The 21,618-nt window shown below is 63.1% G+C and carries 21 protein-coding genes; 5 read left to right on the top strand and 16 right to left on the bottom strand.

Going from position 1 to position 21,618, the window contains the following annotated elements:
* Positions 1–125 precede the first annotated feature (125 nt).
* Complete coding sequence (locus T5B8_RS17980) at positions 126–1,019, top strand: LysR family transcriptional regulator (RefSeq protein ID WP_353180745.1); 894 nt, start codon at positions 126–128, stop codon at positions 1,017–1,019.
* Positions 1,020–1,970: 951 nt separating this feature from the next.
* Complete coding sequence (locus T5B8_RS17975) at positions 1,971–2,603, top strand: 2-hydroxychromene-2-carboxylate isomerase (RefSeq protein WP_353180744.1); 633 nt, start codon at positions 1,971–1,973, stop codon at positions 2,601–2,603.
* Positions 2,604–2,742: 139 nt separating this feature from the next.
* On the opposite strand, the gene T5B8_RS17970 is transcribed toward T5B8_RS17975, so the two are convergent.
* From T5B8_RS17970 to T5B8_RS17895, 16 genes are all read right to left on the bottom strand, one after another.
* Positions 2,743–3,006: a type B 50S ribosomal protein L31 gene (locus T5B8_RS17970; protein WP_293623607.1), complete on the bottom strand. Its 264-nt coding sequence runs from the start codon at positions 3,004–3,006 to the stop codon at positions 2,743–2,745.
* A 58-nt stretch (positions 3,007–3,064) separates the two neighbouring features.
* Positions 3,065–6,250 (bottom strand): isoleucine--tRNA ligase, encoded by a 3,186-nt coding sequence (gene ileS / locus T5B8_RS17965; protein WP_353180743.1) that lies wholly within the window; start codon positions 6,248–6,250, stop codon positions 3,065–3,067.
* An 88-nt stretch (positions 6,251–6,338) separates the two neighbouring features.
* A complete protein-coding gene (gene yidD, locus T5B8_RS17960) occupies positions 6,339–6,617 on the bottom strand; it encodes a membrane protein insertion efficiency factor YidD (RefSeq protein ID WP_353180742.1) in 279 nt (92 codons plus the stop codon).
* A 12-nt stretch (positions 6,618–6,629) separates the two neighbouring features.
* Complete coding sequence (locus T5B8_RS17955; protein WP_353180741.1) at positions 6,630–7,970, bottom strand: histidine kinase; 1,341 nt, start codon at positions 7,968–7,970, stop codon at positions 6,630–6,632.
* Between the two features lie 224 nt (positions 7,971–8,194).
* Positions 8,195–9,133 carry a YncE family protein gene (locus T5B8_RS17950; RefSeq protein ID WP_353180740.1) on the bottom strand — a complete coding sequence of 313 codons (939 nt, stop codon included), beginning with the start codon at positions 9,131–9,133 and terminating at the stop codon, positions 8,195–8,197.
* Complete coding sequence (locus T5B8_RS17945; RefSeq protein ID WP_353180739.1) at positions 9,133–9,696, bottom strand: SRPBCC family protein; 564 nt, start codon at positions 9,694–9,696, stop codon at positions 9,133–9,135. Before T5B8_RS17945 ends, T5B8_RS17950 begins: the two co-directional genes overlap by 1 nt.
* Before the next feature lie 26 nt (positions 9,697–9,722).
* On the bottom strand, positions 9,723–10,775 hold the full coding sequence (locus tag T5B8_RS17940) for a vWA domain-containing protein (RefSeq protein WP_353180738.1): 1,053 nt from the start codon (positions 10,773–10,775) through the stop codon (positions 9,723–9,725).
* Positions 10,772–11,350 carry a hypothetical protein gene (locus T5B8_RS17935; RefSeq protein WP_353180737.1) on the bottom strand — a complete coding sequence of 193 codons (579 nt, stop codon included), beginning with the start codon at positions 11,348–11,350 and terminating at the stop codon, positions 10,772–10,774. Before T5B8_RS17935 ends, T5B8_RS17940 begins: the two co-directional genes overlap by 4 nt.
* On the bottom strand, positions 11,347–12,333 hold the full coding sequence (locus T5B8_RS17930) for a vWA domain-containing protein (RefSeq protein ID WP_353180736.1): 987 nt from the start codon (positions 12,331–12,333) through the stop codon (positions 11,347–11,349). The genes T5B8_RS17935 and T5B8_RS17930 overlap by 4 nt, the downstream gene beginning before the upstream one ends.
* Positions 12,330–13,268 (bottom strand): nonribosomal peptide synthetase MxaA, encoded by a 939-nt coding sequence (locus T5B8_RS17925; protein ID WP_353180735.1) that lies wholly within the window; start codon positions 13,266–13,268, stop codon positions 12,330–12,332. The genes T5B8_RS17930 and T5B8_RS17925 overlap by 4 nt, the downstream gene beginning before the upstream one ends.
* Complete coding sequence (locus tag T5B8_RS17920) at positions 13,265–14,149, bottom strand: DUF58 domain-containing protein (RefSeq protein ID WP_353180734.1); 885 nt, start codon at positions 14,147–14,149, stop codon at positions 13,265–13,267. Before T5B8_RS17920 ends, T5B8_RS17925 begins: the two co-directional genes overlap by 4 nt.
* Positions 14,146–15,165, bottom strand: coding sequence for an AAA family ATPase (locus tag T5B8_RS17915; RefSeq protein WP_353180733.1), 1,020 nt, complete (start codon positions 15,163–15,165; stop codon positions 14,146–14,148). The genes T5B8_RS17920 and T5B8_RS17915 overlap by 4 nt, the downstream gene beginning before the upstream one ends.
* Before the next feature lie 101 nt (positions 15,166–15,266).
* Entirely contained in the window at positions 15,267–15,596 is a 330-nt protein-coding gene (locus T5B8_RS17910; RefSeq protein WP_502950813.1) for a methanol dehydrogenase [cytochrome c] subunit, read from the bottom strand.
* A gap of 52 nt (positions 15,597–15,648) precedes the next feature.
* Positions 15,649–16,194: a cytochrome c(L), periplasmic gene (gene moxG / locus T5B8_RS17905; RefSeq protein WP_353180732.1), complete on the bottom strand. Its 546-nt coding sequence runs from the start codon at positions 16,192–16,194 to the stop codon at positions 15,649–15,651.
* A complete protein-coding gene (gene moxJ, locus T5B8_RS17900) occupies positions 16,194–17,075 on the bottom strand; it encodes a methanol oxidation system protein MoxJ (RefSeq protein ID WP_353180731.1) in 882 nt (293 codons plus the stop codon). The genes moxG and moxJ overlap by 1 nt, the downstream gene beginning before the upstream one ends.
* 77 nt (positions 17,076–17,152) lie before the next feature.
* A complete protein-coding gene (locus tag T5B8_RS17895) occupies positions 17,153–19,084 on the bottom strand; it encodes a methanol/ethanol family PQQ-dependent dehydrogenase (RefSeq protein WP_353180730.1) in 1,932 nt (643 codons plus the stop codon).
* 408 nt (positions 19,085–19,492) lie between these two features.
* Here T5B8_RS17895 and T5B8_RS17890 point away from each other — a divergent pair, with 408 nt between their 5' ends.
* The 3 genes from T5B8_RS17890 (at position 19,493) to T5B8_RS17880 (ending at position 21,513) form a co-directional block, all read left to right on the top strand.
* Positions 19,493–20,176, top strand: a complete 684-nt coding sequence (locus T5B8_RS17890; protein ID WP_353180729.1) for a response regulator — start codon at positions 19,493–19,495, stop codon at positions 20,174–20,176.
* Positions 20,177–20,247: 71 nt separating this feature from the next.
* Entirely contained in the window at positions 20,248–20,664 is a 417-nt protein-coding gene (locus T5B8_RS17885; protein ID WP_353180728.1) for a SufE family protein, read from the top strand.
* Between the two features lie 78 nt (positions 20,665–20,742).
* Positions 20,743–21,513, top strand: coding sequence for an SDR family NAD(P)-dependent oxidoreductase (locus tag T5B8_RS17880; protein ID WP_353180727.1), 771 nt, complete (start codon positions 20,743–20,745; stop codon positions 21,511–21,513).
* Positions 21,514–21,618 lie beyond the last annotated feature (105 nt).

The following is a 21,618-nucleotide window of genomic DNA, read 5'->3' as shown; positions in this document are numbered from 1 at the left end:
GACGGCCAAAGCGCGCATGGGACTGCTTCGGCGCCGGGTTTCGAGACGCAGAACTCTATAGCGCGATATCAATGAATAAAATTGGTATATTTGCATCGATATATGAATATCGCTCATTTATTGCCATGATCGAGCGCATCCATCTCAGCATCCTGCGCGCCATCGAACGGGAAGGCTCGCTGACAGCCGCAGCCCGTACCCTGCATTTAAGCCAATCGGCGCTAAGCCATGCGATTCGCAAACTCGAGCGACGCTCCGGTACGACGATCTGGCAACGCGAAGGCCGGCAAGTGCGTCTGACCCCGGCCGGCGAACACCTCCTGGCCGCTGCAAACCGGCTGCTGCCCCAGCTCGAACGCGTGGATACGGTGCTGGCCGACTATGCCAGCGGCACATTCGGCTCCCTGCGTATCGGCATGGAATGCCACCCCTGCTACCGCTGGCTGCTCAAGGTGGTGGAACCCTATCTGAGCGCCTGGCCGGGTGTGGATGTGGACGTGGTGCAGCAGTTCCAGTTCGGCGGCATGGCCGCCCTGTTCAACCACGAGATCGATATCCTGGTCACGCCCGATCCGCTCAAGAAGAAAGGCGTGCAGTTCGAGCCGGTATTCGACTACGAACAGGTGCTGGCCGTCGCGGCCGACCATCCGCTCGCGACACGCGACGCGGTGCAGGCCGCCGACCTGGCTGGCGAAACGTTGTTGTCCTACCCGGTCGACCCCAGTCGGCTGGACATCTACGTATCGCTACTCACCCCGGCCGGGGTTATGCCGCATCGTCATAAGACGGTGGAATCGACCGACATCATGCTGCAGATGGTCGCCGCCTGCCGCGGTGTGGCCGCGCTACCGCGCTGGCTGATCGAGGAATACCAGCCACAGCTTGCCATCGTCGCCCGGCCGCTGGGCGAGCAGGGTATTGCCAAGCAGATTCATCTGGGCGTGCGTCGGGGTGATCGTGGACTGCCGGCGCTCGAGGGGTTTCTTGAGCTTGCCGCTGCGCACAGGGGGCGGATTTGATTGGGTGGCTGCCCTAAAGCGCTAAATCTTCGGCGCTCGACGTGAATTAAAGAAGGGAACGGTTCGAGCTATCGGGCTTTCGGCACTCACGAGTTCGTCGGACCTTTGGTTTCGCGCTGCTGCGCGAAAACCCAAGCCGAAATTCACCCGAGCAGGTGATTCAGACAGCGAACGATTCGAGCCACACGTCTTTCAGCACTCACGAGTTTATCGAACCCCTGGTTTCGCACTGCTGTGCGACTCCCTTTCGTTTGCTCGTCCAAACGAAAGGAAGCAAAGAAAAAGACGCCCGGGTTGCGCGTCGGCGCTACGCGCCGAACCACTACGATGCGCGGGCCGAAGGGTGCGGCCCTAGTCAATCAATATGGCTCGGATCGCTTTGGCGATCCTCAAACAGGCTGGCCGCCCCGGCGCAGTGCGCCGGAAACCCTTCGGCCCTGTGCTTCTCGGTCGCTCCACACGGGGTCCGAATATAGGCGGCTAACCCATAGAGCAGAGTCGATACGGCTACCACCCGAAATCAGGCGCGTGGCTGAGTTCTTGTCGGCTTACGCTTCGCTAAGCCGACCTACAAAAGACGTGGCCTTGAGCGAGCGATAGCGACGCTTGCCTGTATTCGGGTCCCTTGGGCGTAGCGCCGAGCAGTGGAGGCGGCAAGCGGATAAGTCAGCCGGATGTTTGAGCGAAGCGAGTTTCCGGCTGGCCCGCTTGACGCCGGAGCCGCGCAGGGCACCGATGCGCAGCATCGGCGCAAGACAGGGTGTCCTTTGCTTTGGTTACTTTCATTTGGACAAGCAAATGAAAGTCACTCACGCAGCAGCGCGAAACCCCAAGCCGACATTCACCCGTGCAGTTGATTCAGACCGCACGCGGATTCGATCTACGATCACCGCCGAACTCACGGACTCCGCTAATCTCGCATTTCGCGCCACAGCCGATTCGGGATATCCCATGAACAAACCCCACACCATCGACTGGTACTTCGACTTCATATCACCGTTCGCCTATTTCGCCTGGCAGCGCCTCGACGAATTCCGAGAGCACGCCGTGGTGGCCCATCGACCGATCCTGTTTGCGGCCGTGCTGGCCCACCACGGTCAGAAGGGACCGGCCGAAATCGACCCGAAACGACGCTGGACCTATCGCTGGTGTGCCTGGCATGCGCGCGAAAACGGGCTGGCGTTTCGCATGCCGGCCGCGCATCCGTTCAACCCCTTGCCGTATCTGCGGCTGGCGATCGCGGCCGGCAGCACGACGGAGGGGATCGACCGCATCTTCGACGGACTATGGACGACCGGCGTCGACCCGCAGGATCCGGCCGTAGTGCAGAGGCTGGCGCAGGCGCTAGATATCGACCTCGCGCAGTTGGCTGCGCCCGAGGTCAAACAGCAGCTGCGCGTCGAAACCGAGAACGCCTGTGCGCGCGGCGTATTCGGCGTGCCGACGCTTGCGATCGGCAACGAACTGTTCTGGGGCGCAGATGCGATGCCCATGGCCGCGCAGTATCTGGCCGACCCGGCCACCCTGGATGACGATGCCGAGATTCAGCGGGTGTCCGAGTTGCCCGTTGGGGCCATGCGCTGAAACAACCCGGGCCACCCGAGTTGCCACCTAAAAACGCGAATGGCGGACACGCAAAAGCCGGCCGGCGTATTTCACGCCGGCCGGCTTGAATGCATCACGCGCCGCGCCCGAATGCGATCGGACGCGGGGGCCAGAAGCGTTACTGCTTCTTGGCGCCCTTCATCATGCCAAAGCGGCGGTTGAAGCGCTCGACCTTACCGGTCGTGTCCATGATGTTCTGCTTGCCGGTATAGAACGGGTGCGTCGCACTCGTGACTTCCAGCTTGACGAGCGGGTACTCGTTGCCATCTTCCCATTCGATGGTTTCGTTGGTCTCGATGGTCGAGCGCGTGAGAAACGCGAAATCGCCGCCCATGTCCTTGAATACGACGGGGCGATAGTTGGGGTGGATGTCTTTCTGCATGGCCTGCTGTCTCGACTGTCGATCGTTAAAAAGTAAAACCGTTGCGATTCGCGCGTTGTTAAACGCGCGCCAGGGCTAGCGTGATCTGCGCGCCGTCGATATCGAAGGCCTGTTCGACCTCGCCCGACGGCTGCGCGTTCGGCTCGTACGCTTCGGCCAGGGTTTCACGTGCGATCACCGCCTTGTGGCTTTCGATCGCCTTCGCCAGTTCGTCGTCGGCGTGATATTGCACGCGAATCCGATCGGCGACATGAAATTCGGCCTGTTTGCGCAACCGCTGTACGCGATTGATCACTTCGCGCGCCAGCCCGCGTTCGCGTAGTGAATCCGTCAGTGTACTATCAAGTGCGACCGTAACGCCATCCTCGCGGCCCACGAGCCAGCCTTCCACGCCCTCGGCGGATACCAGCAGGTCGCCTTCACCGAGTTCGATGTCCTCGCCGTCGGCGCTGACGATGAGCCGCATGTCGCGCATGTAGCGCGCGATGGCGTCGTCGTCGAGGGCGGCGACCGCGCCGGCGACCGCCTTCATCTTCTTGCCCAGACGTTTGCCCAGGGTCTTGAAGTTGGGCTTGGCGCTGCGCTTGACCAGATCGCCCTCGCCGGCCACGAACTCGATGGCATCGACGTTGATCTCATCGCGCACGATGGCGGCGATGGCGTCGACGTCGGCGCGCGCCACATCGGCTTCCTCGACGACAAGAATCCGGGCCAGCGGCTGGCGTACGTTCAGCCCGGCTTCGTTACGCAACGCCAGCGCGTTGGCCACGATCGCCCGTGCCAGCGCCATGCGGCGTTCCAGATCAGCGTCGATGAGCGCGGCATCGGCCGCCGGGAAGTCGGCGAGATGAACCGAGGCCCGCGCACCGGATTCGCGGCCAAGCTGGCCGTACAGCCAGTCGGCAAAGAAGGGCGCGATCGGCGCCATCATGGCCGCGACGTCACGCAGGCAGGTCAGCGTGGTGTGATAGGCCGCACGCTTGTCCGCGACGGCCTCATCACTGGCCGCACCGCCGGCGTCGGCACGTGCGCCGGCCCAGAAGCGCGCCCGCGAACGGCGGATATACCAGTTCGACAGCGCGTCGATGAAGCGCTCGACCGCGCGGGCGGCGCGTGTCGGGTTGTATTCGTCCAGTGCGGCCGAGGCTTCGGCGGCCGTGGATTGCAGACGCGAGAGAATCCAGCGATCCAGCTCGGGGCGCTCTGCTACGGCCGGTGCCGGCGTATCGGCGGTAAAGCCGTCGATATTGGCGTAGGTAGCAAAGAACGAATACACGTTCTCCAGCGTGCCGAACACCTTGGTGCGCGTTTCGCGCAGGCCGCGGTCAGCATATTTGGTGTTATCCCAGGGCGGGCTGTTGGCCAGCATGTACCAGCGGATGACATCCGCGCCGTGGGTATCCAGGGCTTCGAACGGGTCCACCGTATTGCCCTTGGACTTGGACATCTTCTCGCCGTTGGCATCCAGCAGCAGACCGTTGACGACGACGTTCTTGTAGGCCGGCGAGTCCTTGATGAGCGTGCCGATGGCATGCAGCGAATAGAACCAGCCACGGGTCTGGTCCACGCCTTCGCAGATGAAATCGGCCGGGAAGTTCGCTTCGAAACGTTCCTGGTTTTCGAACGGATAGTGCCACTGCGCGAACGGCATGGCGCCAGAGTCGAACCAGACGTCGATGATCTCGGGCACGCGGCGCATGGTGCCGCCGTCTTTTGCCGTCCAGGTGATGGCATCGACCTGCGGCTTGTGCAGATCGAGGCTGTCGTCGTCGGCGACCTGATCACCGGCATACTCGCGCAGCTCGGCAATGGAGCCGATGACCACGATATCGTCCGGGTTGTTGTCGTTGACCCAGATCGGCAGCGGCGTGCCCCAGTAGCGATGCCTGGAGAGCGCCCAGTCGACGTTGTTTTCCAGCCAGTCGCCGAAGCGGCCGGTGCCGACATGGGCCGGGAACCAGTTGATGCGGTCGTTGTAGGCGACCAGCTTGTCCTTGTTCTGCTGCGTGGCCACGAACCAGGACTCGACCGGGTAGTTCATCAAGGGCGTGCCCTTGCGCCAGTCGTGCGGGTAGTTATGCACGGTCACCTGTTGCGAGAACAGCAGGCCGCGCTCCTTGAGATCGCGTGCGACCGGCTTGTCGGCATCCTTGAACCAGAGCCCGCCGACCAGCGGGAAATCGGCCTGAAAATGGCCGTCGCGCTCGATCGGATTGAACACCGGCATGCCCTCGGCCGTGGTCACCCGGAAGTCGTCGGCGCCAAAGGCCGGGGCTTCGTGGGCGATGCCGGTACCGTCGTCGGTGGTGATGAAATCGGCCGCGATCACGCGCCAGGCGTTATCGGCCTCCGGATGCTCGGCAAAGCAATCATAAGGCGGTTTGTAGCGCTTGCCGATGAGCGCATCGGCACCGAAGGTATCCAGAATTTCGGCGTGCTCGCCCAGTGTGGCGGCCACGCAGTCCTTGGCCACGATATAGACCGATCCATCCTCGGCACGCGCCTTGGCGTATTCGATCTTCGGCCCGACCGCGAGTGCGACGTTGGACGGCATGGTCCAGGGCGTGGTCGTCCACGCCAGGATTGCCACGTCCGGCTCGTCTTCGAGGAAAAACTTGACCGTGATCGAGGGGTCCTGGACTTCCTTGTAACCGAGGCTGACCTCGTGCGAGGACAACACGGTGCCCGAGCCCGGCGAATACCAGTGCACCTTGTGGCCCTTGTAGAGCAGGCCTTGTTCGTGGAGCTGCTTGAGCAGCCACCACACCGATTCGATGTATTCGTTGGAAAAGGTGACATAGGGCGAATCGAGATCAGCCCAGAAGCCGATGCGCCGGGTCAGCTCGTCCCACTGGGTCTTGTAACGCAGTACCGACTCGCGACAGGCGGCGTTGTACTCGGCGATGCCGTAGTTCTCGATGTCCTCACGCGAGGACAGGCCGAGTTCCTTTTCCACCTCGATTTCGACCGGCAGGCCGTGGGTATCCCAGCCGGCCTTGCGATCGACCCGATAGCCACGCATCGTCTTGTAGCGACAGAAGGTGTCCTTGATCGTGCGCCCGAGCACGTGGTGAATACCCGGCCGACCGTTGGCCGTGGGCGGGCCTTCATAAAAGGTGAAGGTCGGGCCATCGGCACGCGCGGCGGTGCTGGCCTCGAAAACGTCTTCCTGATCCCACCAGCGGCGGATATCGCCGTCCAGTGCAGACAGATCCAGCGGCTTGTGTTCGGTGAAACCGGTCATGGGCGAGGCGTCGATTAAGGCGGGCTTGGCAGTCAAAGCGCGACATCATAAACCCTGCGTGCGCCCCATGCATCGGGCGCGGGCTTTGTCAACGCCTGTCGCGGGCCGGCGGCACCGGATCGAACCCCCCTTCACGCAGCGGATGGCACCGCGTGATACGCCGAAACGCCAGCCAGGAGCCACGAATCGGCCCGTGTACCTGTAGCGCTTCCAACGCATAGGCCGAGCAGCTGGGCATATAGCGACAGCGCGGCCCCAGCAACGGTGACAGCGTATAGCGATAGATCACGATCGGCAGCTGCAGCAGGCGTACGAATAGCCAGCGTATGGCCGCACGCGTCGATGTGATGGCGCTTTTCGATGTCATGGCCCAGCCAGTCTAGCGCGCCGGCGGCGCAACGGGCGACGCGGCCAGCGGCACGAATAACGACAACGCCACACCGCGGCTGCCGTTTCGCGATAATCGAAAGCGTCCACCGAGCGCGGCCACCCGTTCCTGCAGGCCGGTCAGCCCGAGGCCGAGCGGCGTGTCTTCGCGCATGCCGCGTCCGTCGTCCACGACCTTGATCGCCAGACCGCGCTCGTCGCCCTCGCCGGTCATATGCAGACTGACCTGCACGTGACGGGCCTGCGCATGCCGGGCGATATTGGTCAGGCATTCCTGTACCGCGCGATACGCCGTCACCCGCACGGCATCGTCGAGCTCGTCGTCGAACGCCCCCATATCGAGTTGCCAATCGATATCGGGCAGGCGCGTCTGCCAGTCCTCGACCAGATAAGACAACGAGTCGCGCAGGCCGAAATCGTCGAGTACTGCGGGCCGCAGGCGATTGAGCAAACGCTTGATACGCTGCTGAAGCAGGCCGACATGCTCCTGAATCGCGGTCACGCGTTGGAGGGCACTGTCCTTATCGTCGCGCCCGAGCGCCCAGCTCATCGCCTGCACATCGGTACGAATGCCGAACAGATACGGCGCCATCTCGTCGTGCAGCTCGCGCGCGATCGCGCGGCGTTCTTCTTCCTGCATGCCGACCAGTTTCTGGGTCAACAGCCGGCGTTGCTGCGTGGCGTCGCGCAGCACGCCCACCACATGATTGAACTTGACCTGCGTATCGGCGAGTTCGGCAACCGCCGGGCCACACACCGGCGCACTGAAGTCCCCGGCTTCAAGACGTTCGAAACCCGCATGCAGGTCGCGCAGCGGTTTGAGGCCGAACCATAGCCCCAGATAAGTCAGCACACAGACACTCGCGAGAATCCAGACCGCCAGCCAGAACAGATCGAAGACATCCCGCCAGACCTCGGCGATTTCGTCTTCGGTACGGGCGGTGATACGGATACGCCCAAGCTCCCCACCGCTGGCAAACCGAATGGTGGCGAACTCATGCGTCGGCGGCACGATGAGCCGTTCGAACCAATCGGGGGCCGGATCTGTCGAGGACGCCGGCGTCAGCGAGCGCCATTGACCCGCCGGACTTTCGATCTCGACCTGGACATGGCGCAAATCCTCGAACGCGCGCGACAATACCGCCAGTGCATCCGGCGTACGCGGGCTGCTCAGGTCGGCCATGAGAAAACCGACCAACCGCTGGCTGAAATCCAGATTGGCCTGAATCTCCTCGAGCGTGGCCTGGCGGGCGTTATGCAGAATGATGGTCGCGCCGCCGACCAGGCCCAACCCCAGAATGCCGGCGACGATCGCCAGAAGTCGCCCTTTCAAGGAAATACGCCGAGTGCGTATCACGTTGGCCTCCTTTGCGTGCCATGCGAACGAAGGCTGTGGATCAACCCACCTACCCGTCCAATAAAATGCAGCCGTCGACCGGGTTCAATCGTCGCACGCGTTGCAGTCCACGAAAACGCGGGGCGGAGCCGGCTGCGATAGCGCACGATCGAGCACGGCGCCACCGGCACCAAACGAGACTCGGCGAAACCACGCTGATTTCAATGAATGAAACGGCCGAATCCACGCGGGCCCGCGCCGACATCGAGCACGGCCTGCTCTTGCGGGTCAGCCAGATCGACCACCGACACGGTGTCGTCGAACCAGTTCGCCACCACGGCGCGCCCGGTCTTTGGATCGACCGCCACGCCGTCGGGCTGGCCACCCACCGCGATCTCGCCCCGGCGTTTGCCCGTGGCGACATCGAAGCGGGCCAGCACCCCGGCTCTTTGTTCGCTTACCAGCAAGGTCCGGTCCGAATCGGCCAAAGCCATACCGTAGGGAAACAGGCCGGTTGATATCCGTGCGACCGTTTCGCCTGCGGCGATATCGATCACGCTGATATCGTCGCTGCGCACGTTGGCCACATAGGCGCGCTTTCCGTGCGCGCCGGTGATCAGTGCAAACGGCGCCGTGCCTACATTAACGCTGGCACGCACCGTGTTCGTGGCGGTATCGATGATCGACACGCTGTCGCTTTCGCGATTGGCAGTGAGCACATGGCCACCATCGGGCGTGACCGCGACCCCGGCAGGGGCCGTACCGACCGCCACGCGGGCCATGCGATCGCCGTTCGCCGCGTCGTAGACATCGACACAATCGCCCGCCCAGTCGGTGACATAGACACGCCCAGCAGGCTCAGAAAGCGCAACACCAAAAGGCTCTCCGCCAATCGGCCAAACCTCGGCCACTGTGCCGTTGGCGCGATCGATGACCGTCAATTGGCCGCTTTCCGGATGCGTGACATAGACGCGATCAGCCCCCACGGCCACGCCCACCGGCCCGTGCGCCACTTCGATCCGGGCAGCGATACGGCGCGTTTGTGTATCGATACGCACCACGGCATTGGCGGCCTGTACTGTCATCCAGGCATCGGCTGCCGCTAGCGGGCCAGGCAGCAGCGCCGCAACGGCGAGCGCCAGCGCGGCGAGCGCTCGCATCAGCCGTTGCCCTCGACCTGGGCCTTGAGCGCTTCCAGTCCCTGCTTGAAGAAATCGTGAATCGCTTTCTGGGCCGCCTCGTCGTTCTGATCGTCGGCCGGAAAATTACCCGTATCGCCGCGATAGAAACGCGCCAGCCAGGTCACATCGCTACCGCCGTCAGCCGCGGTGATATCGATGGTGGCGGTATAGAAACTCACCGGAAAAACCGATGGATCTTCCTTGAGCAGCCGATAGCCGAGGTAGTGCTCCTCGGGCTTGTATTCATCCATGCTTTCGGTGATTTCGCCGCCGCCATCGGCGAATACGAGCACACGCTCGGCGCCGACCTTGTCGGCGATTTCGTCATTGCCTTCGCTGGCATGGACCGCCGCCAGCTGCGGCTGCCAGTCCGCAAACGCGGATAGGTCGCCGACGATTTTCCAGACCTCGGCCGGTGCGGCGTCGATATGGATCGTCTCCTGGGCCTTTTGCGGCGTCGGGCCATGTGCCAGGGCGGCGCCCGGCAGCGCGAGCGCCAGCACGATCAGCAGGAATTGCAGCAGGTGTTGGGATCGGGTCATGGGTCTTTCCTTGTGGTGGTTTTGAGTCAGGGTTGGGGTAAGCGCACAAACCGCCGGCGCCAACGCAGATCGCCGACCAGCGTGGCCAGCGGTACGCATACGGCCAGCAGCAGTGCCGCCATGCCCAGCAGCCAGCGAATATCGGTATCGCGGGTCTGCACATCGGCCCAGGCGGGCGGCGTGATCCGGGCGTAGAGCTCGGCATCGTCATCGAGATGGACATAGCCGAAGTCGGCTTTTTCAGCCATGTCCTGCAAGTGTGTTTCGCGCACGGCCGACAGATGTTCGGTGCCGTTCTTGGCCGCGCGCCCCCACGGCGCGTTGCGGGGTACATAGCCTTCGATGGCGTCGGGATTGGCCGGCTGACCGAAATTGGCGGCCTGCGGCACATCGTCCTCGTCGTAGACACCGATGCGTTCGCCCTCGGCGTTGTACTTGGGAATCGGCACCGGCGTATAACCGCCCACCCCCACGAGCAGGCCATGCAACGGCGCGCTGTCGGCGGGCGGCGCACCGGGCGCGTCTTTCTTTCGGCCCGGCACCAGCAACGCCGGATCCGGCTCGTAGCGTGGATTCACCGGCGGCGCCTCGTGGCCGTCGGTGAGCATGACCAGGCTGGCAGTGTCGTCGATGCCGGCCTGGCCCCGCAGCGCGCGCAGCTTTTCCATGCCGTCGACCAGCCCCCGGTTGACGTTGCTATCCGCCGCCCAGGCCATGCGCCAGTCGATCTGGTCGATGCTGGCTTGCAGACTGTTGAAATGGGCACAGACCTCGAGCGGCATGAGGGTGATATTGACCGTGCGCTCGGTAAACAGCGCCAGTCCGGCCCGCGAGCCACAGGGCAGACGCGCAATCGTTGCCGAGACTGCCGCCTTGGCGCGGTTCAGACGCGTCACCGGTTCACCGGCCACCCGATAGTCCGCGATGTTCATGCTGCGGGTGATATCGATCACGAACAGGGTGCTGTAGACCCGTTGCTGCAAGGGCCAACGCGGCACCACGAAAGTGGCCGTCGCCAGCACAAGGGCGCACAGCAGTGCCCAGAAGCGCCAGTCGGCAAGACAGGCCCGCTCGATCACGGTAGGCCTCGGGGAAAGCCAGGCATTTGCGACCAGACATCCGGCTTGGCCTCGGCGTCGGTCGGCGCTTCGCCCTCGTGTGTGGGCAGATCCCGGACCAGACGCTGGGCGGCCTCGAAGTTGTGCTTCGCCGGCCAGTAGTCCGGCGCGGCACGCAGCGCATCGCGATAGGCCTGCTTGGCCAGCTCGGCCATGGTGCGCGCGCTGTCGATGTCGAGGTTTTGCGCGGCGGCCACGGAACGCCGTGCATAGAGATTGCCGAGGTTGTAGCGGCTGCGTGCGGCCAGCCCGTCCGGGTCGCGCCCATCGGCGCCATAGGTACGGTTCCAGACGGCGCGATACGCCGCGCTGGCCTCGCGGTAGCGCCGCAACCGTGCCTGGGCATAACCTTCGGCAAACAGCACCTGCAGCCCGGTGTCCGGCGTGATCGCAACCTTTTGATGCGCCAGCGCGGCGGCAATACGGCTTTGATCGCGCGCGTGGTCGTACCAGACCAGCCCCTGCCAGACGGTAACGGCCAGCGCACAGGCGGCCGCGGTTAACGCCAGCCCTTCCAGTAGCCGCGACCTGCTCATGCGGCGAGCCTGCGTTCAGCGGCCTTGGCCAGCACGCCCACCAGCAGCAAAAGCGCTGCAATAACGTACGCGACGCCGCTCATATCCCGGCGCGGGATGCGCTCGGTATAGACCAGCGGCTGTGTTTCCAGCCGATCGATATCGGCAATCGCCTGCGCCAGCGCTTGCGGATCATCCGCCTCGTAAGGCGTATAGGGCACTTGCAATGTCTGAAAGAACTTATGCAGATAGCGCCCGGGCATGGCCTTGGCGTTATCGTTGCGCGCGTCCTTGGGTTTATCGAAAAGCCCGGGGCTGCCGGCCGTACGCAGAAACACCCAGTACAGCGATGCATCGTAGGCCGCGAACTGAGCGCGCAGGCGTTCGGCGCTACGGAAGTCGATCTCGGCGGCACCGTCCGAGATGAGCACAATCGCTCGCGAGGCGCTGGCACGACGCTCGCGAAAATACGACAGCGCCATGAACAACCCGTCGGCAACATTCGTGAACGCCAGGCCCGGCGTTGCCGCCGCGTCGACGGCGGCCCGTGCCGCTACCCGATCGTCCGACAGCGGCAGAACCGCCATCGGCCGAGTACTGAACGCGACGACGCCGAACAGATCATGCTTACGTTCACCGATGAAGGCGTTGAGCAATCGGCGCGCGGTTTCGCTCTTGGATTCGTCACCACCGCGCGGGTTACGCCCGGCAAAGGTCTGATCCATGCTCAGGCTGCGATCGAGCGTAAGCACGATATGCGCGCCGCGTGCGACCTTTTCGACACGCTGCGCGCCGACGAACGGGCGCGCCAGCGCCAACACCATCGCCGCGATCGCCAGCGACGCCGCGGCGCGCAGTGCCCAATCCAGCAGCCGGGAAAATCGATCGGCCGGCACGGTCATCAACGACGCTGCTTCGCTTGTGGCCACCGGCTGGCGCCACCACGGCAGGAGCGCCAACAGCAATCCCAGCAGCACGAGCGGCATGTCGACACCGATATTCATGCCTTGAGCTCGCGCTTTCGACAGCCTTGCACCAGACGCTCGAGACGATCGATCAGCGCGTGATTGTCGCCGTCCGCCGGCGCGGCGCCCGCAAAGAAGTAACGACGCGAGAAATCGAAGAATGCGCCGATGTCGTCGACCAGATCGGCAAATACCGGATGCGCTGCGATGAATGCATCGAGGTCGTCGGCAAACACGGCCTGGCCGGCTGTTTCATCGAAGGCCCGATGCACGGTACGCAGCGCCTTTGCCACCTCGGGCGGCTCATGCGCTCGGCGCTGGCGGCGCAGACTGACGCGCGCTCTGGCAAACGGCCCGCGCGCGCTTGCCGACAGATAGCCCGCGGCCCAGACCCAGATCAGCAGCGCGAATAGTGTTATCGCCAGACCGACGAAAGTGGCCCGACGCGGCCCGGCCACCGCCGGGCGCACCGGCATGGCATCGGCAAGCAGCAGATCGTTATCGGGGTCGCCGAACCCCGCATCCGGGTCAAGTTCCAGAATGGGGGACATGGTGAACGCGAAGGCCGGTACGCGCCGTGTGATTCGCTCGCCCGCGGCATTGGCGGCTGCCAAGTCCAAGGCCGGCAACTCGCGGCGCGTAGCCTGCAGCGGCGCATAGAACAGTTGATAGTCGAGCCTGACGACAACCGGCCCCGCAGAGGACGCCGCAGCCCGAATATCCACCACGGCAAGCTCGAGCCAATACGATTGCGCGCCGACGCTGGGCAGCGATGCGCGTTCAAGCTGAAAGCCGTCCGGCAACTGCAGGCGCAGCGTGCGCTGGATATGATCGCCTACGACATGGCCATAGGCGCGCGGCTCGTCGATGGACAGCCCGATCGCCGGGCGCGGCTGAGCGACGACGGCGCTTGATATCGACAGCGTCGCGATCACGCCGAACAAGCCGACAATCAAACGCGGCCGAACGCTCATGCGGCGCGCAGGAAGTAATCGGTAAAGGCGTTCGCCGAGAATTGTCGGCCGGCGAACAGGGGCGCACGCCCGTTGCGGGTGAAACGCCGGGTGAGTTCGGCGCGGCGCTCGGCATAGGCCGTACGCCATTTGTCTGCGAGGGCCGGCCGCATCCATAGCGTGCGCCGGCGCCCCGTTTCGGGATCGACCAGATGCACCAGCCCGCGCCGCGGCAGATCGGCATACTCACGGGCATCCCAGACCACCACCGGCACCACGTCGTGGCCTGCCAGCTGCGCAAGAATGCGCGCGAGACGCTCGGTCGACCAGTGGAAATCCGATACCAGAAACACCAGCGCACGGCGTTGCGGCAGGCGTTCGGCCAAGGCCGGTTCGTCGTCGACTGCAGCGCCCAGCGGTAACGGCTCGGCCAACCGGCCCAGTATGTCGTCGACTCCGCCGCGGCGAAAACTTGCCGGCCAATAGAACGCCTCGCGGTGGGTCGGCGCATTGCCGCGGCCACGCGATGCAGCCTGGCCGATGCCGACGAATCCGAAGGCATCGCCGCCGCTGTGCGCCGAGCGCGCCACGCTGTCGACACAGTCGATTACAAAGCGCTGCTTGTCGGCAAAACGCATGGACGCCGACAGATCGGCCACCACGATCACATTGATGGCGCTGCGCTGGCGATATACCCGCGTATAGAGCATGCCGAACGGGTCGCGCACGCTGGCACGCAGGTCCAGGCGGCGCGGGTCGGGATAATCCAGCAGCGATGCATAGCCCGAGAACAACTGCCCCATACCGGCACGACGACTGATATGCATGCCGGGGCGCATGCCACGCGCCGGCCAGGGGACGCGATAGATGAATTCCTGCGCGCGCTGGCCCGCGTCGCTCACGGTGCTGCCACGCGTTCGACGGCGGCGGTGATCAGCCGCCCGATGATCTCGTCACGGCGGATTTCGTAGACCGGGTTGAAAAAGATGCGATGCCCGGTCGTTTCGAGCAAGACGGCACGGATATCCTCGGGCACGACCATGTCGCGGCCGGCCAGCCAGGCGTTCACACGCGCGGCGCGGATCATCATGCTCATGCCGCGCGGACTGCCGCCGCCGGCGACCAGCGCATCGATATCCACATCGTCGAGCGCGATGCCGTGGGCGGCCGGCGCACGGATCGCCTGCCACAGATCGAGCGCGTAGTTCTGCAATGTTTCGCTGACGGTTATCGCTTGCTGAAGCGTCTGCGAGAACGCATTCAGCGCGGTGTAGTCGAGCAGCCCCGGCTCGACCTGGGCAATCAGCGTATCGGCATCGTGGTAGCGCGTATCGAACATGAGCGCGCGTAGCGCATCGCGATCGGCAGGCGCTGCGATGCCGATTTCCATAAAGAAACGGTCGCGCGCGGCCGCCGGCAGTTCGAATGTTTCTTCGCGCTCGATACGGTTGCGGTCGGCAAACACGAGCAGATGCGGAAAGCAGTATTCGCGGTTGAAGGCATGCATCGTGCGCTCGGCCATGAGCCGCAGCAGCAGCGAGTGCACCTGCGGGCGGGCCCGGTTGATCTCATTGAAAAAGAAGGTGGCCAGCGCCTCGCCGTGGCGTAGCACTGGCCCCGGTTCGACCCGCGGGCGCCCCTGCTCGTCGATGAAGGTGTGATAGGCCATATCGGACGGCATCAGGTCGACCGTGCCTTCAAGACGTTCGTAGCCGCCGCCCAGGCCGCGCGCCATCGCCCGCAACAGGGTGGTCTTGCCCACGCCGACATCGCCTTCGAGCAAGACATGGCCGCGTGCGAACACGGCAATGAGCATCAGGTGAACCGCGCGCTCCTGCCCCATCATGACCGCGTTGACCTGGTCGGACAGGCGAAGCGCCCGCGCACGCCAGTCGGCGAGCTGATTGTCGTCATTCATCCCGGGCGTTCCGATGGTCAGCGACGGCTTCTAGCCGACGCATGGAGGTCACCGCAAACGCCAGACGCGCCTGCGGCCACGGCTCGCTCACGCGCGCAACGCTAGCTTTGCTCGTCTTCGTTCATCGACTGCTGGAGTTCCAGTTCATCGGCGTCGTTGATCCATTCACCGGTTTTCTTGAAATGCTCGACGCGCATGGCGTTGCGCTTTTCCATGCCCTGAATGGATTCCTGCTGCTTGTTGAGCTCGCTTTCGCTGTGCTTCGGGTCGTACTTGCTGCCTTCGATCTTGTCCGGATAGCCGGGCTTGGGCTCCCAGCACACCCCGGGCTCGCTGCAGTTGGTGCCGTCGTAGGCGAGCGCCGTACCGATTCCCATAGCGCCACCGAGGGTCACGACCACGGTGCCGATGATCAGATTGCGTTTACGCATGTTGGTATCTCCTTTTTTGTTATCGCCTGGGCTTTTTTCCCGTGCGCTTTGATCAGCCCGCGTCGTCGCCGGCCGCGGCGTCTGCCTTGCGCTTTTTGAGCAACGCCTTCTTTTCTTCCAGCGTCAGCCACTTCGCCTTGGAGGCCTTGCCTTCATAGATGCTCCGGATATAGGCCATGGTCTCGAGCATTTCGGTCTTGCTCATCGACATGTAGTGAGGTCCCATCTGGGCTCGGGCGCCACCGAAAATGGTGGAAAACAGGCCGGCGTCGGTCATGTTGGTTTCGTAGGTCCAGTAGTCGTCGACCAGCGACGGCCCGATCTTGCCCTTGGCGTGATGGCCATGGCAGCCGGCACAAGCGACCAGAAACTCATCCTTGCCCTTCTGCACAGCTTCGTCGTTGCCGTTGAGTGGGTTCTTGCCGGTCTTTACGAACTGCTCGACCGCGTCCGGGTTGTCGCCCACTTCGGCCTTGGACAAATCCAGTACCTGACCGTCGAGGGTGTTACGAAAGGTCTGTGCAGCGCCGGCGAGTGTGGCGACGCCGGCCAGCACGAGCGCGGCCGCAGCCAATATTCGATATCTGCCATAACGCATCAGGACGATTCTCCCTTGCGCTGTACCGGGGCCTGCCCTGACTGCGCCGCCTTGTCTTGGTCAAGCAACGGAAATCCCTCGTCGACCAATACCGCATGAATTTCGTCGCGGCCGGATTGCAATGCCTGCTCGAGCGCATCGCGCAGCTGCGTATCGTCTTCGCGCGTGGCCATGGACTGGCCATAGCTGAATTCCAGCGTTTCATCACGGCGCGTGCGGGTATCCGGCACGATGTTCATGGTCAGGGGTTCGTCGCTGGCCTCGACATAGCGGGCGGCTTCCGGGCCCCAGAGAATGGCGATGTCAGCTTCCCCATCGACGACTTCCGAAATCATCTTTTCGGGGTCATAACGGACGTACTCGTTGCGTCGCGACTTGAAGCCGATCAGCGAGTACATGTAGTTGAGGTTGTCGTCCCACTTGTTCATGTCCCGCAGCTTCGGCTCGACGGGGCTGTAGGGCGATACCGCAAAGCGCGTCATCCGGGCCAGATCCGGGCTGTCCCAGTCGGTGACCGTCACACCGTCATTTTCGGGATAGATGAATACATAGCTTGAGCGGTAATAGGCCTCGGTGGTGGCCACACGCGGGTCGCCTGCATCCACGCCCGTGATCACATCGCACTTGTCTTGGTTAAGATAGTTGGGCACCAGATAGATGCCCGGGTCGTCGGCCCATACGAATTCGGCCTCACGCCCCATTTCCTTTGCCACGATTTCGGCGATCCGGTTTTCGAAACCACTGCCGTCGCTCGCGGAAAATGGCAACTCGTTCTTGGCGGCACAGATACGCAGCGGCTCGGCCGCGGATACCTGGGCGGACGCTGTGACCACGATGGCGGACACCGCAGCCAGACTCAGCAACTTGCCTGTAGCTGTCATGCTCGAACACTCCGATCGATAAGAGAGAAGGACGGCGGGCCACAACACCCGCCGCCCCTAAGGTCATCGGGCCAGAATCAATTGCTGGCCTGTCGATCGTCGCCGGCGGAGGCGCTCTGCACCTGGTACTCGCCGGTCTGAATGTCCTTCGTATACGGGCTCTTGCCATCCAGCGAGAAGGCAATGAAACCGCCGCCCATCTGGGTATGGTTGGCCAGTTCCTTGAACGCGCCCACCGCACCCAAACCGGCCGACGGATCGTTCAGATCGAAGACCAGCCCCACGCCCGGCCAGCCACCGACGCCATAATTGATACCGACGTACTGGGTGCCGTCATGCATGTAGGTGATCGGGTGCCCGATTACGCCGGAGGGCAGCTTGAACTTCCATAGCAGCTCGCCGGTACGCGAATCGCGTGCCTTGATGAAGCCATCCAGCGTGCCGTAGAAGACGAGGTTGCCGGCGGTTGCCGTGGTGCCGCCCCAGACCGCGAACCGCTCCATGACTTCCCATTTGAAGTCGCCGGTCTTGGCGTCATACGCCTTGACCTGACCGGAGCCGGTGCCTTCTTCGCGATTGCCCTTCGGGCCCGGATAGGTCCATACATTGGCGCCCACGAAGAACTGACCGGCCCGGTAGGGCAGCATGTAGGGCTCCCAGTCCATGCACAGGTGGTTCATGCCGATGAAGAACAGCTGCTGGTTCGGGTCGTAGGAGTCCACACCCTGGTTGTGATAACCCATGGCCGAGGGGCAGATATCCTTCGAACGATGATCCATCCGGGTGCCGTACTCGGGGTCGCGTACCGGCTGGCCGGACTCCATATCGACGTGCTTCACCCAGTTGACGGTGTCGTCCATCTTGTCGGCTCGCACCAGGTCACCGTTGGTCCGGTCGAGGCTGTAGAGAATGCCGTTGCGGTCCGGATGGGTCAGCAGCTTGCGCTTCTTGCCGTCGATCTCCTGTTCGGAGAGCATCATGACGTTGACGCCGGCATAGTCCCATTCGTCGTGCGGCGTCTTCTGGTAGCCGAACTTGGCTTCGCCGGTTTCCAGATCGCGACCGAAGATGGTCATCGTCCACTTGTTGTCGCCCGGGCGCATGGTCTCGTTCCAGGGCGCCGGGTTACCCGAGCCGTAATAGAACAGCTCTTCTTCCGGATCGTAGGCATACCAGCCCCAGTTGGTGCCGCCGCCGATCTTCCAGGCATCGCCTTCCCAGGTCTTGGTGCCCAGATCCTTCTGGCCATACTGGGGGTTGTTGATATTGAAATCGTCGGCGAGCAGCAGGTCTTCGTCCGGGCCGGTGGCATAGGCACGCCACTCCTGTTCGCCGGTCTTGACGTTGAATGCGGTCACCACGCCGCGAACACCGAGCTCCGCGCCGGAGGAACCGACGATCACCTTGTCCTTGACCACGTACGGCGACTGCGTGAGCGTCTGGCCGACCGACGGATCCATGACTTCGAGCTTCCAGTACTGTTCGCCGGTCTCGGCGTTGAGCGCCAGCAGATGGCCGTCGAGCAGCGTTTCGATGACCAGAGGTGGCGTATCGCCGTCGCCCGGATAGTAGGCCAGCCCGCGGTTGACCACGTCGCAGCAGGCCACCGAGCGTGCAGCCGGATCCTGCTTGGGCTTGTACTGCCACACGATCCGGTTCGGATCGTCCAGATCGAGGGCGAAGACGTTGTTCGGATACGGCCCGTTGATGTACATCATCCCGTCGACGACGATCGGCGCGCCTTCATGGCCGTTGAGTACGCCGGTGGAGAACGACCAGGCCGGGGTCAGATTCTGTACGTTTTCGGTGTTGACCTGCGTGGATTCACTGAAGTGGTTGCAGTCATAGTTCTTGCACTGCATGACCCAGTTTTCTTCGCTCTGGGACAGTTCGTTTAGTTTGTCGCCCTGGCTTTGCTGTGCCGTGGCGGGTACCGCTGCTACACAGACTGATACCGTGGCCAGGGCAAAACAGCCCTGGCGTATCGACGTACGCCTTGCTCGTGCCATGTGCTGATCTCCTCATTGCACTTATTGTTTTGCTTTGTTTTTTCATCTCGCGACGACCGCGATGACGCTTTACTAGGTATAGAGCAACGGCCGATTCGCCGATACGGCCGAAACTCACCGATCTTGTTGAATCGTTTCCCATTTCGGACGGCTATTGTTCTTGGCGTGTTGGGATATCTTCCCGCCGCTTACCAGTACACAAGGCTTGCCAGGGCAACAGGGGATATCGCTGCGGCCAACAGCGCCTGGCAAGAACCCGACAGGCGCCTCGACACGCCCCAGATCACCGCCATACGAACAAGCGCGGGCAACGTCATTACGGGAGAAAGTCCCAGCGACCTCTTGGCTAGCATGGTGACGAAAACGGTGGCTGCGACGGCCACCCTGACCGCAAGCCGAAGCTCAGCTATGACTACATCGATACTGCTGGTGGACGACCACGAAATCGTGCGGCGCGGGTGCCGCGAACTGCTCGCGCACGGCGACTACCACGTCACGCATGAAGCCGCATCGGGTGAGGAAGCATGGCGATTGTTTCTGGCCGAGTCGCCGCGCGTGATCGTGCTGGATCTGTCGATGGACAATATGGGCGGTCTCGAACTCGTGCGGCGCGTGCACGCCCACGACACGCGTACCGCCGTGCTGGTGTTCACCATGCACGACGATCCGACCTATGCGACGCGTGCGCTCAAGGCCGGCGCCATGGGCTACATCACCAAGACCAGCCCACCACAGAGCCTGCTGGAAGGCATCGAGAAAGTGCTCAAGGGTTCGATCTATCTCAGCCAGGACATTGCCCAGGCGATCGCGTTGAGCGAGCTGTCGATACACGACAACCCCGTGAAAGCGCTTTCCGCGCGCGAGTTCGAGGTATTTCAGCTGCTCGTCGATGGCCACAGCAACCCGCAGATCGCACAGACCCTGTCGTTGAGCCACAAGTCGGTATCCAACTATGTGCTGCGAATAAAGCACAAACTGGCGGCCGACAGTGTTGCCGATCTCGTGCGTCTGGCCATCAATCAAGGGCTGACCAAGCACAACGTTGTCCCGGACCGCGCCCTGAACCGGTCGCGTTCAAAGCGTCATCCTTGATTCATGGCTTGACTGGAGGTCGTGCCGACCCAACCCTTGGGGTAACACTCATACCGGCGCGCCCCGAGTCCATGGATACACAGATCGAGCAACTCAAGGCCACGTTCGAGATGCTGCCCGACTGGGAGGAGCGCTATCGCTTCATCATCGATCTGGGCCGCAAGCTTGAGCCGCTGGCCGACGAAGAACGCAACGAGGCCACGCGGGTACGCGGCTGTATGAGCCAGGTGTGGCTGGTGGCCGACGAAAGCGACGACGACCGGCTGCATTTTCGCGGCGACTCGGATGCGCATATCGTGCGCGGGCTCATCGGCGTGCTGCTGATGATCTATTCCGACAAGACCCCGCGCGAAATCGCCGATATCGATATCAACCAGGTATTCGCCGATCTCAACCTCGAACAGCACATCACCATGAATCGCCGCAACGGGCTGTATTCGATGGTGGAAACCATCCAGCGCACGGCCCATCGGCAACTCGATTCCTAGTATCGGCTATGCTGCGGCGTGGATTCACGCCGCGCCCGACTCACCTGACCATGCGCGGCCTGCTCAAGGAAACAGCGCATGCCCAACGAACGCCCCGTCGCCCTCATCACCGGCTCTTCCTCCGGTATCGGCGCGGCCACTGCCCGCCTGCTGTCCGAACGCGGCTACAACGTCGTCATCAACTATTCACGCAGCGCGGACGCCGCCCAGCAGGTCGCCAGCGAATGCCAAGCCTCGGGGGCCGATACCCTCGTTATGCAGGCCAATGTCGCCGAGGACGCCGATTGTCGCGGTCTGGCCGACGCCGCGCTCGATCGCTGGGGCCGTATCGATGCGCTGGTCAACAACGCCGGCACGACCCGTTTCTGTGCGCATGAAAATCTCGAAGGCCTGAGCGCACAGGATTTCCAGGATCTCTATGCCGTGAATACGGTCGGCGCTTACCAGATGGTGCGCGCGGTCGCGCCTGCGATGCAGGCCGCCGGTACGGGCAGCGTCGTGAATGTGGCCTCTATCGCCGGCGTGATGGGCTTTGGCAGTTCGATCGCCTATGCCGCCTCCAAGGGCGCGCTGATCACCATGACCAAATCGCTGGCGCGCGCGCTCGGCCCGGCCATTCGCGTGAACGCTGTCTGCCCGGGATTCGTGCGCGGTAGCTGGTTGGCCGAAGGCCTGGGCGAAAAACGCTACACCGCGATGATCGAGCGCCTCGAAGCCAACTCGCCCCTGGCGCGTGTGTGCACGCCGGAAGACGTGGCCGAGTCGATCGCCTATTTCGCCGCGGGTGCTGCCATCACCACCGGCGAAACGCTGCTGCTCGACGCCGGCATGCATCTCGGGCGGATGTAAGCAACGCGCGTAGATACCGTCTGGACAATCAAGCATTTTGAGCAGCCAGGGCTGGATCATAGGGTGTTTTATGTTTGAACACGCCGAAGGCGATATGGACGAGCT

It is taken from the genome of Salinisphaera sp. T5B8 (genome assembly GCF_040361255.1).
In the GTDB taxonomy this organism is placed as follows: domain Bacteria; phylum Pseudomonadota; class Gammaproteobacteria; order Nevskiales; family Salinisphaeraceae; genus Salinisphaera.
Note: the sequence above shows the minus strand (reverse complement) of the source record. Positions and strands in the feature narration are given on the sequence as shown.

Coding starts and splice junctions, on each gene's coding strand:
- T5B8_RS17980 (WP_353180745.1), top strand. CDS start 126: ATGATCGAGCGCATCCATCTCAGCATCCTGCGCGCCATCGAACGGGAA.
- T5B8_RS17975 (WP_353180744.1), top strand. CDS start 1,971: ATGAACAAACCCCACACCATCGACTGGTACTTCGACTTCATATCACCG.
- T5B8_RS17970 (WP_293623607.1), bottom strand. CDS start 3,006: ATGCAGAAAGACATCCACCCCAACTATCGCCCCGTCGTATTCAAGGAC.
- ileS (WP_353180743.1), bottom strand. CDS start 6,250: ATGACCGGTTTCACCGAACACAAGCCGCTGGATCTGTCTGCACTGGAC.
- yidD (WP_353180742.1), bottom strand. CDS start 6,617: ATGACATCGAAAAGCGCCATCACATCGACGCGTGCGGCCATACGCTGG.
- T5B8_RS17950 (WP_353180740.1), bottom strand. CDS start 9,133: ATGCGAGCGCTCGCCGCGCTGGCGCTCGCCGTTGCGGCGCTGCTGCCT.
- T5B8_RS17945 (WP_353180739.1), bottom strand. CDS start 9,696: ATGACCCGATCCCAACACCTGCTGCAATTCCTGCTGATCGTGCTGGCG.
- T5B8_RS17935 (WP_353180737.1), bottom strand. CDS start 11,350: ATGAGCAGGTCGCGGCTACTGGAAGGGCTGGCGTTAACCGCGGCCGCC.
- T5B8_RS17930 (WP_353180736.1), bottom strand. CDS start 12,333: ATGAATATCGGTGTCGACATGCCGCTCGTGCTGCTGGGATTGCTGTTG.
- T5B8_RS17925 (WP_353180735.1), bottom strand. CDS start 13,268: ATGAGCGTTCGGCCGCGTTTGATTGTCGGCTTGTTCGGCGTGATCGCG.
- T5B8_RS17915 (WP_353180733.1), bottom strand. CDS start 15,165: ATGAATGACGACAATCAGCTCGCCGACTGGCGTGCGCGGGCGCTTCGC.
- T5B8_RS17910 (WP_502950813.1), bottom strand. CDS start 15,596: ATGCGTAAACGCAATCTGATCATCGGCACCGTGGTCGTGACCCTCGGT.
- moxG (WP_353180732.1), bottom strand. CDS start 16,194: ATGCGTTATGGCAGATATCGAATATTGGCTGCGGCCGCGCTCGTGCTG.
- moxJ (WP_353180731.1), bottom strand. CDS start 17,075: ATGACAGCTACAGGCAAGTTGCTGAGTCTGGCTGCGGTGTCCGCCATC.
- T5B8_RS17895 (WP_353180730.1), bottom strand. CDS start 19,084: ATGGCACGAGCAAGGCGTACGTCGATACGCCAGGGCTGTTTTGCCCTG.
- T5B8_RS17890 (WP_353180729.1), top strand. CDS start 19,493: ATGACTACATCGATACTGCTGGTGGACGACCACGAAATCGTGCGGCGC.
- T5B8_RS17885 (WP_353180728.1), top strand. CDS start 20,248: ATGGATACACAGATCGAGCAACTCAAGGCCACGTTCGAGATGCTGCCC.
- T5B8_RS17880 (WP_353180727.1), top strand. CDS start 20,743: ATGCCCAACGAACGCCCCGTCGCCCTCATCACCGGCTCTTCCTCCGGT.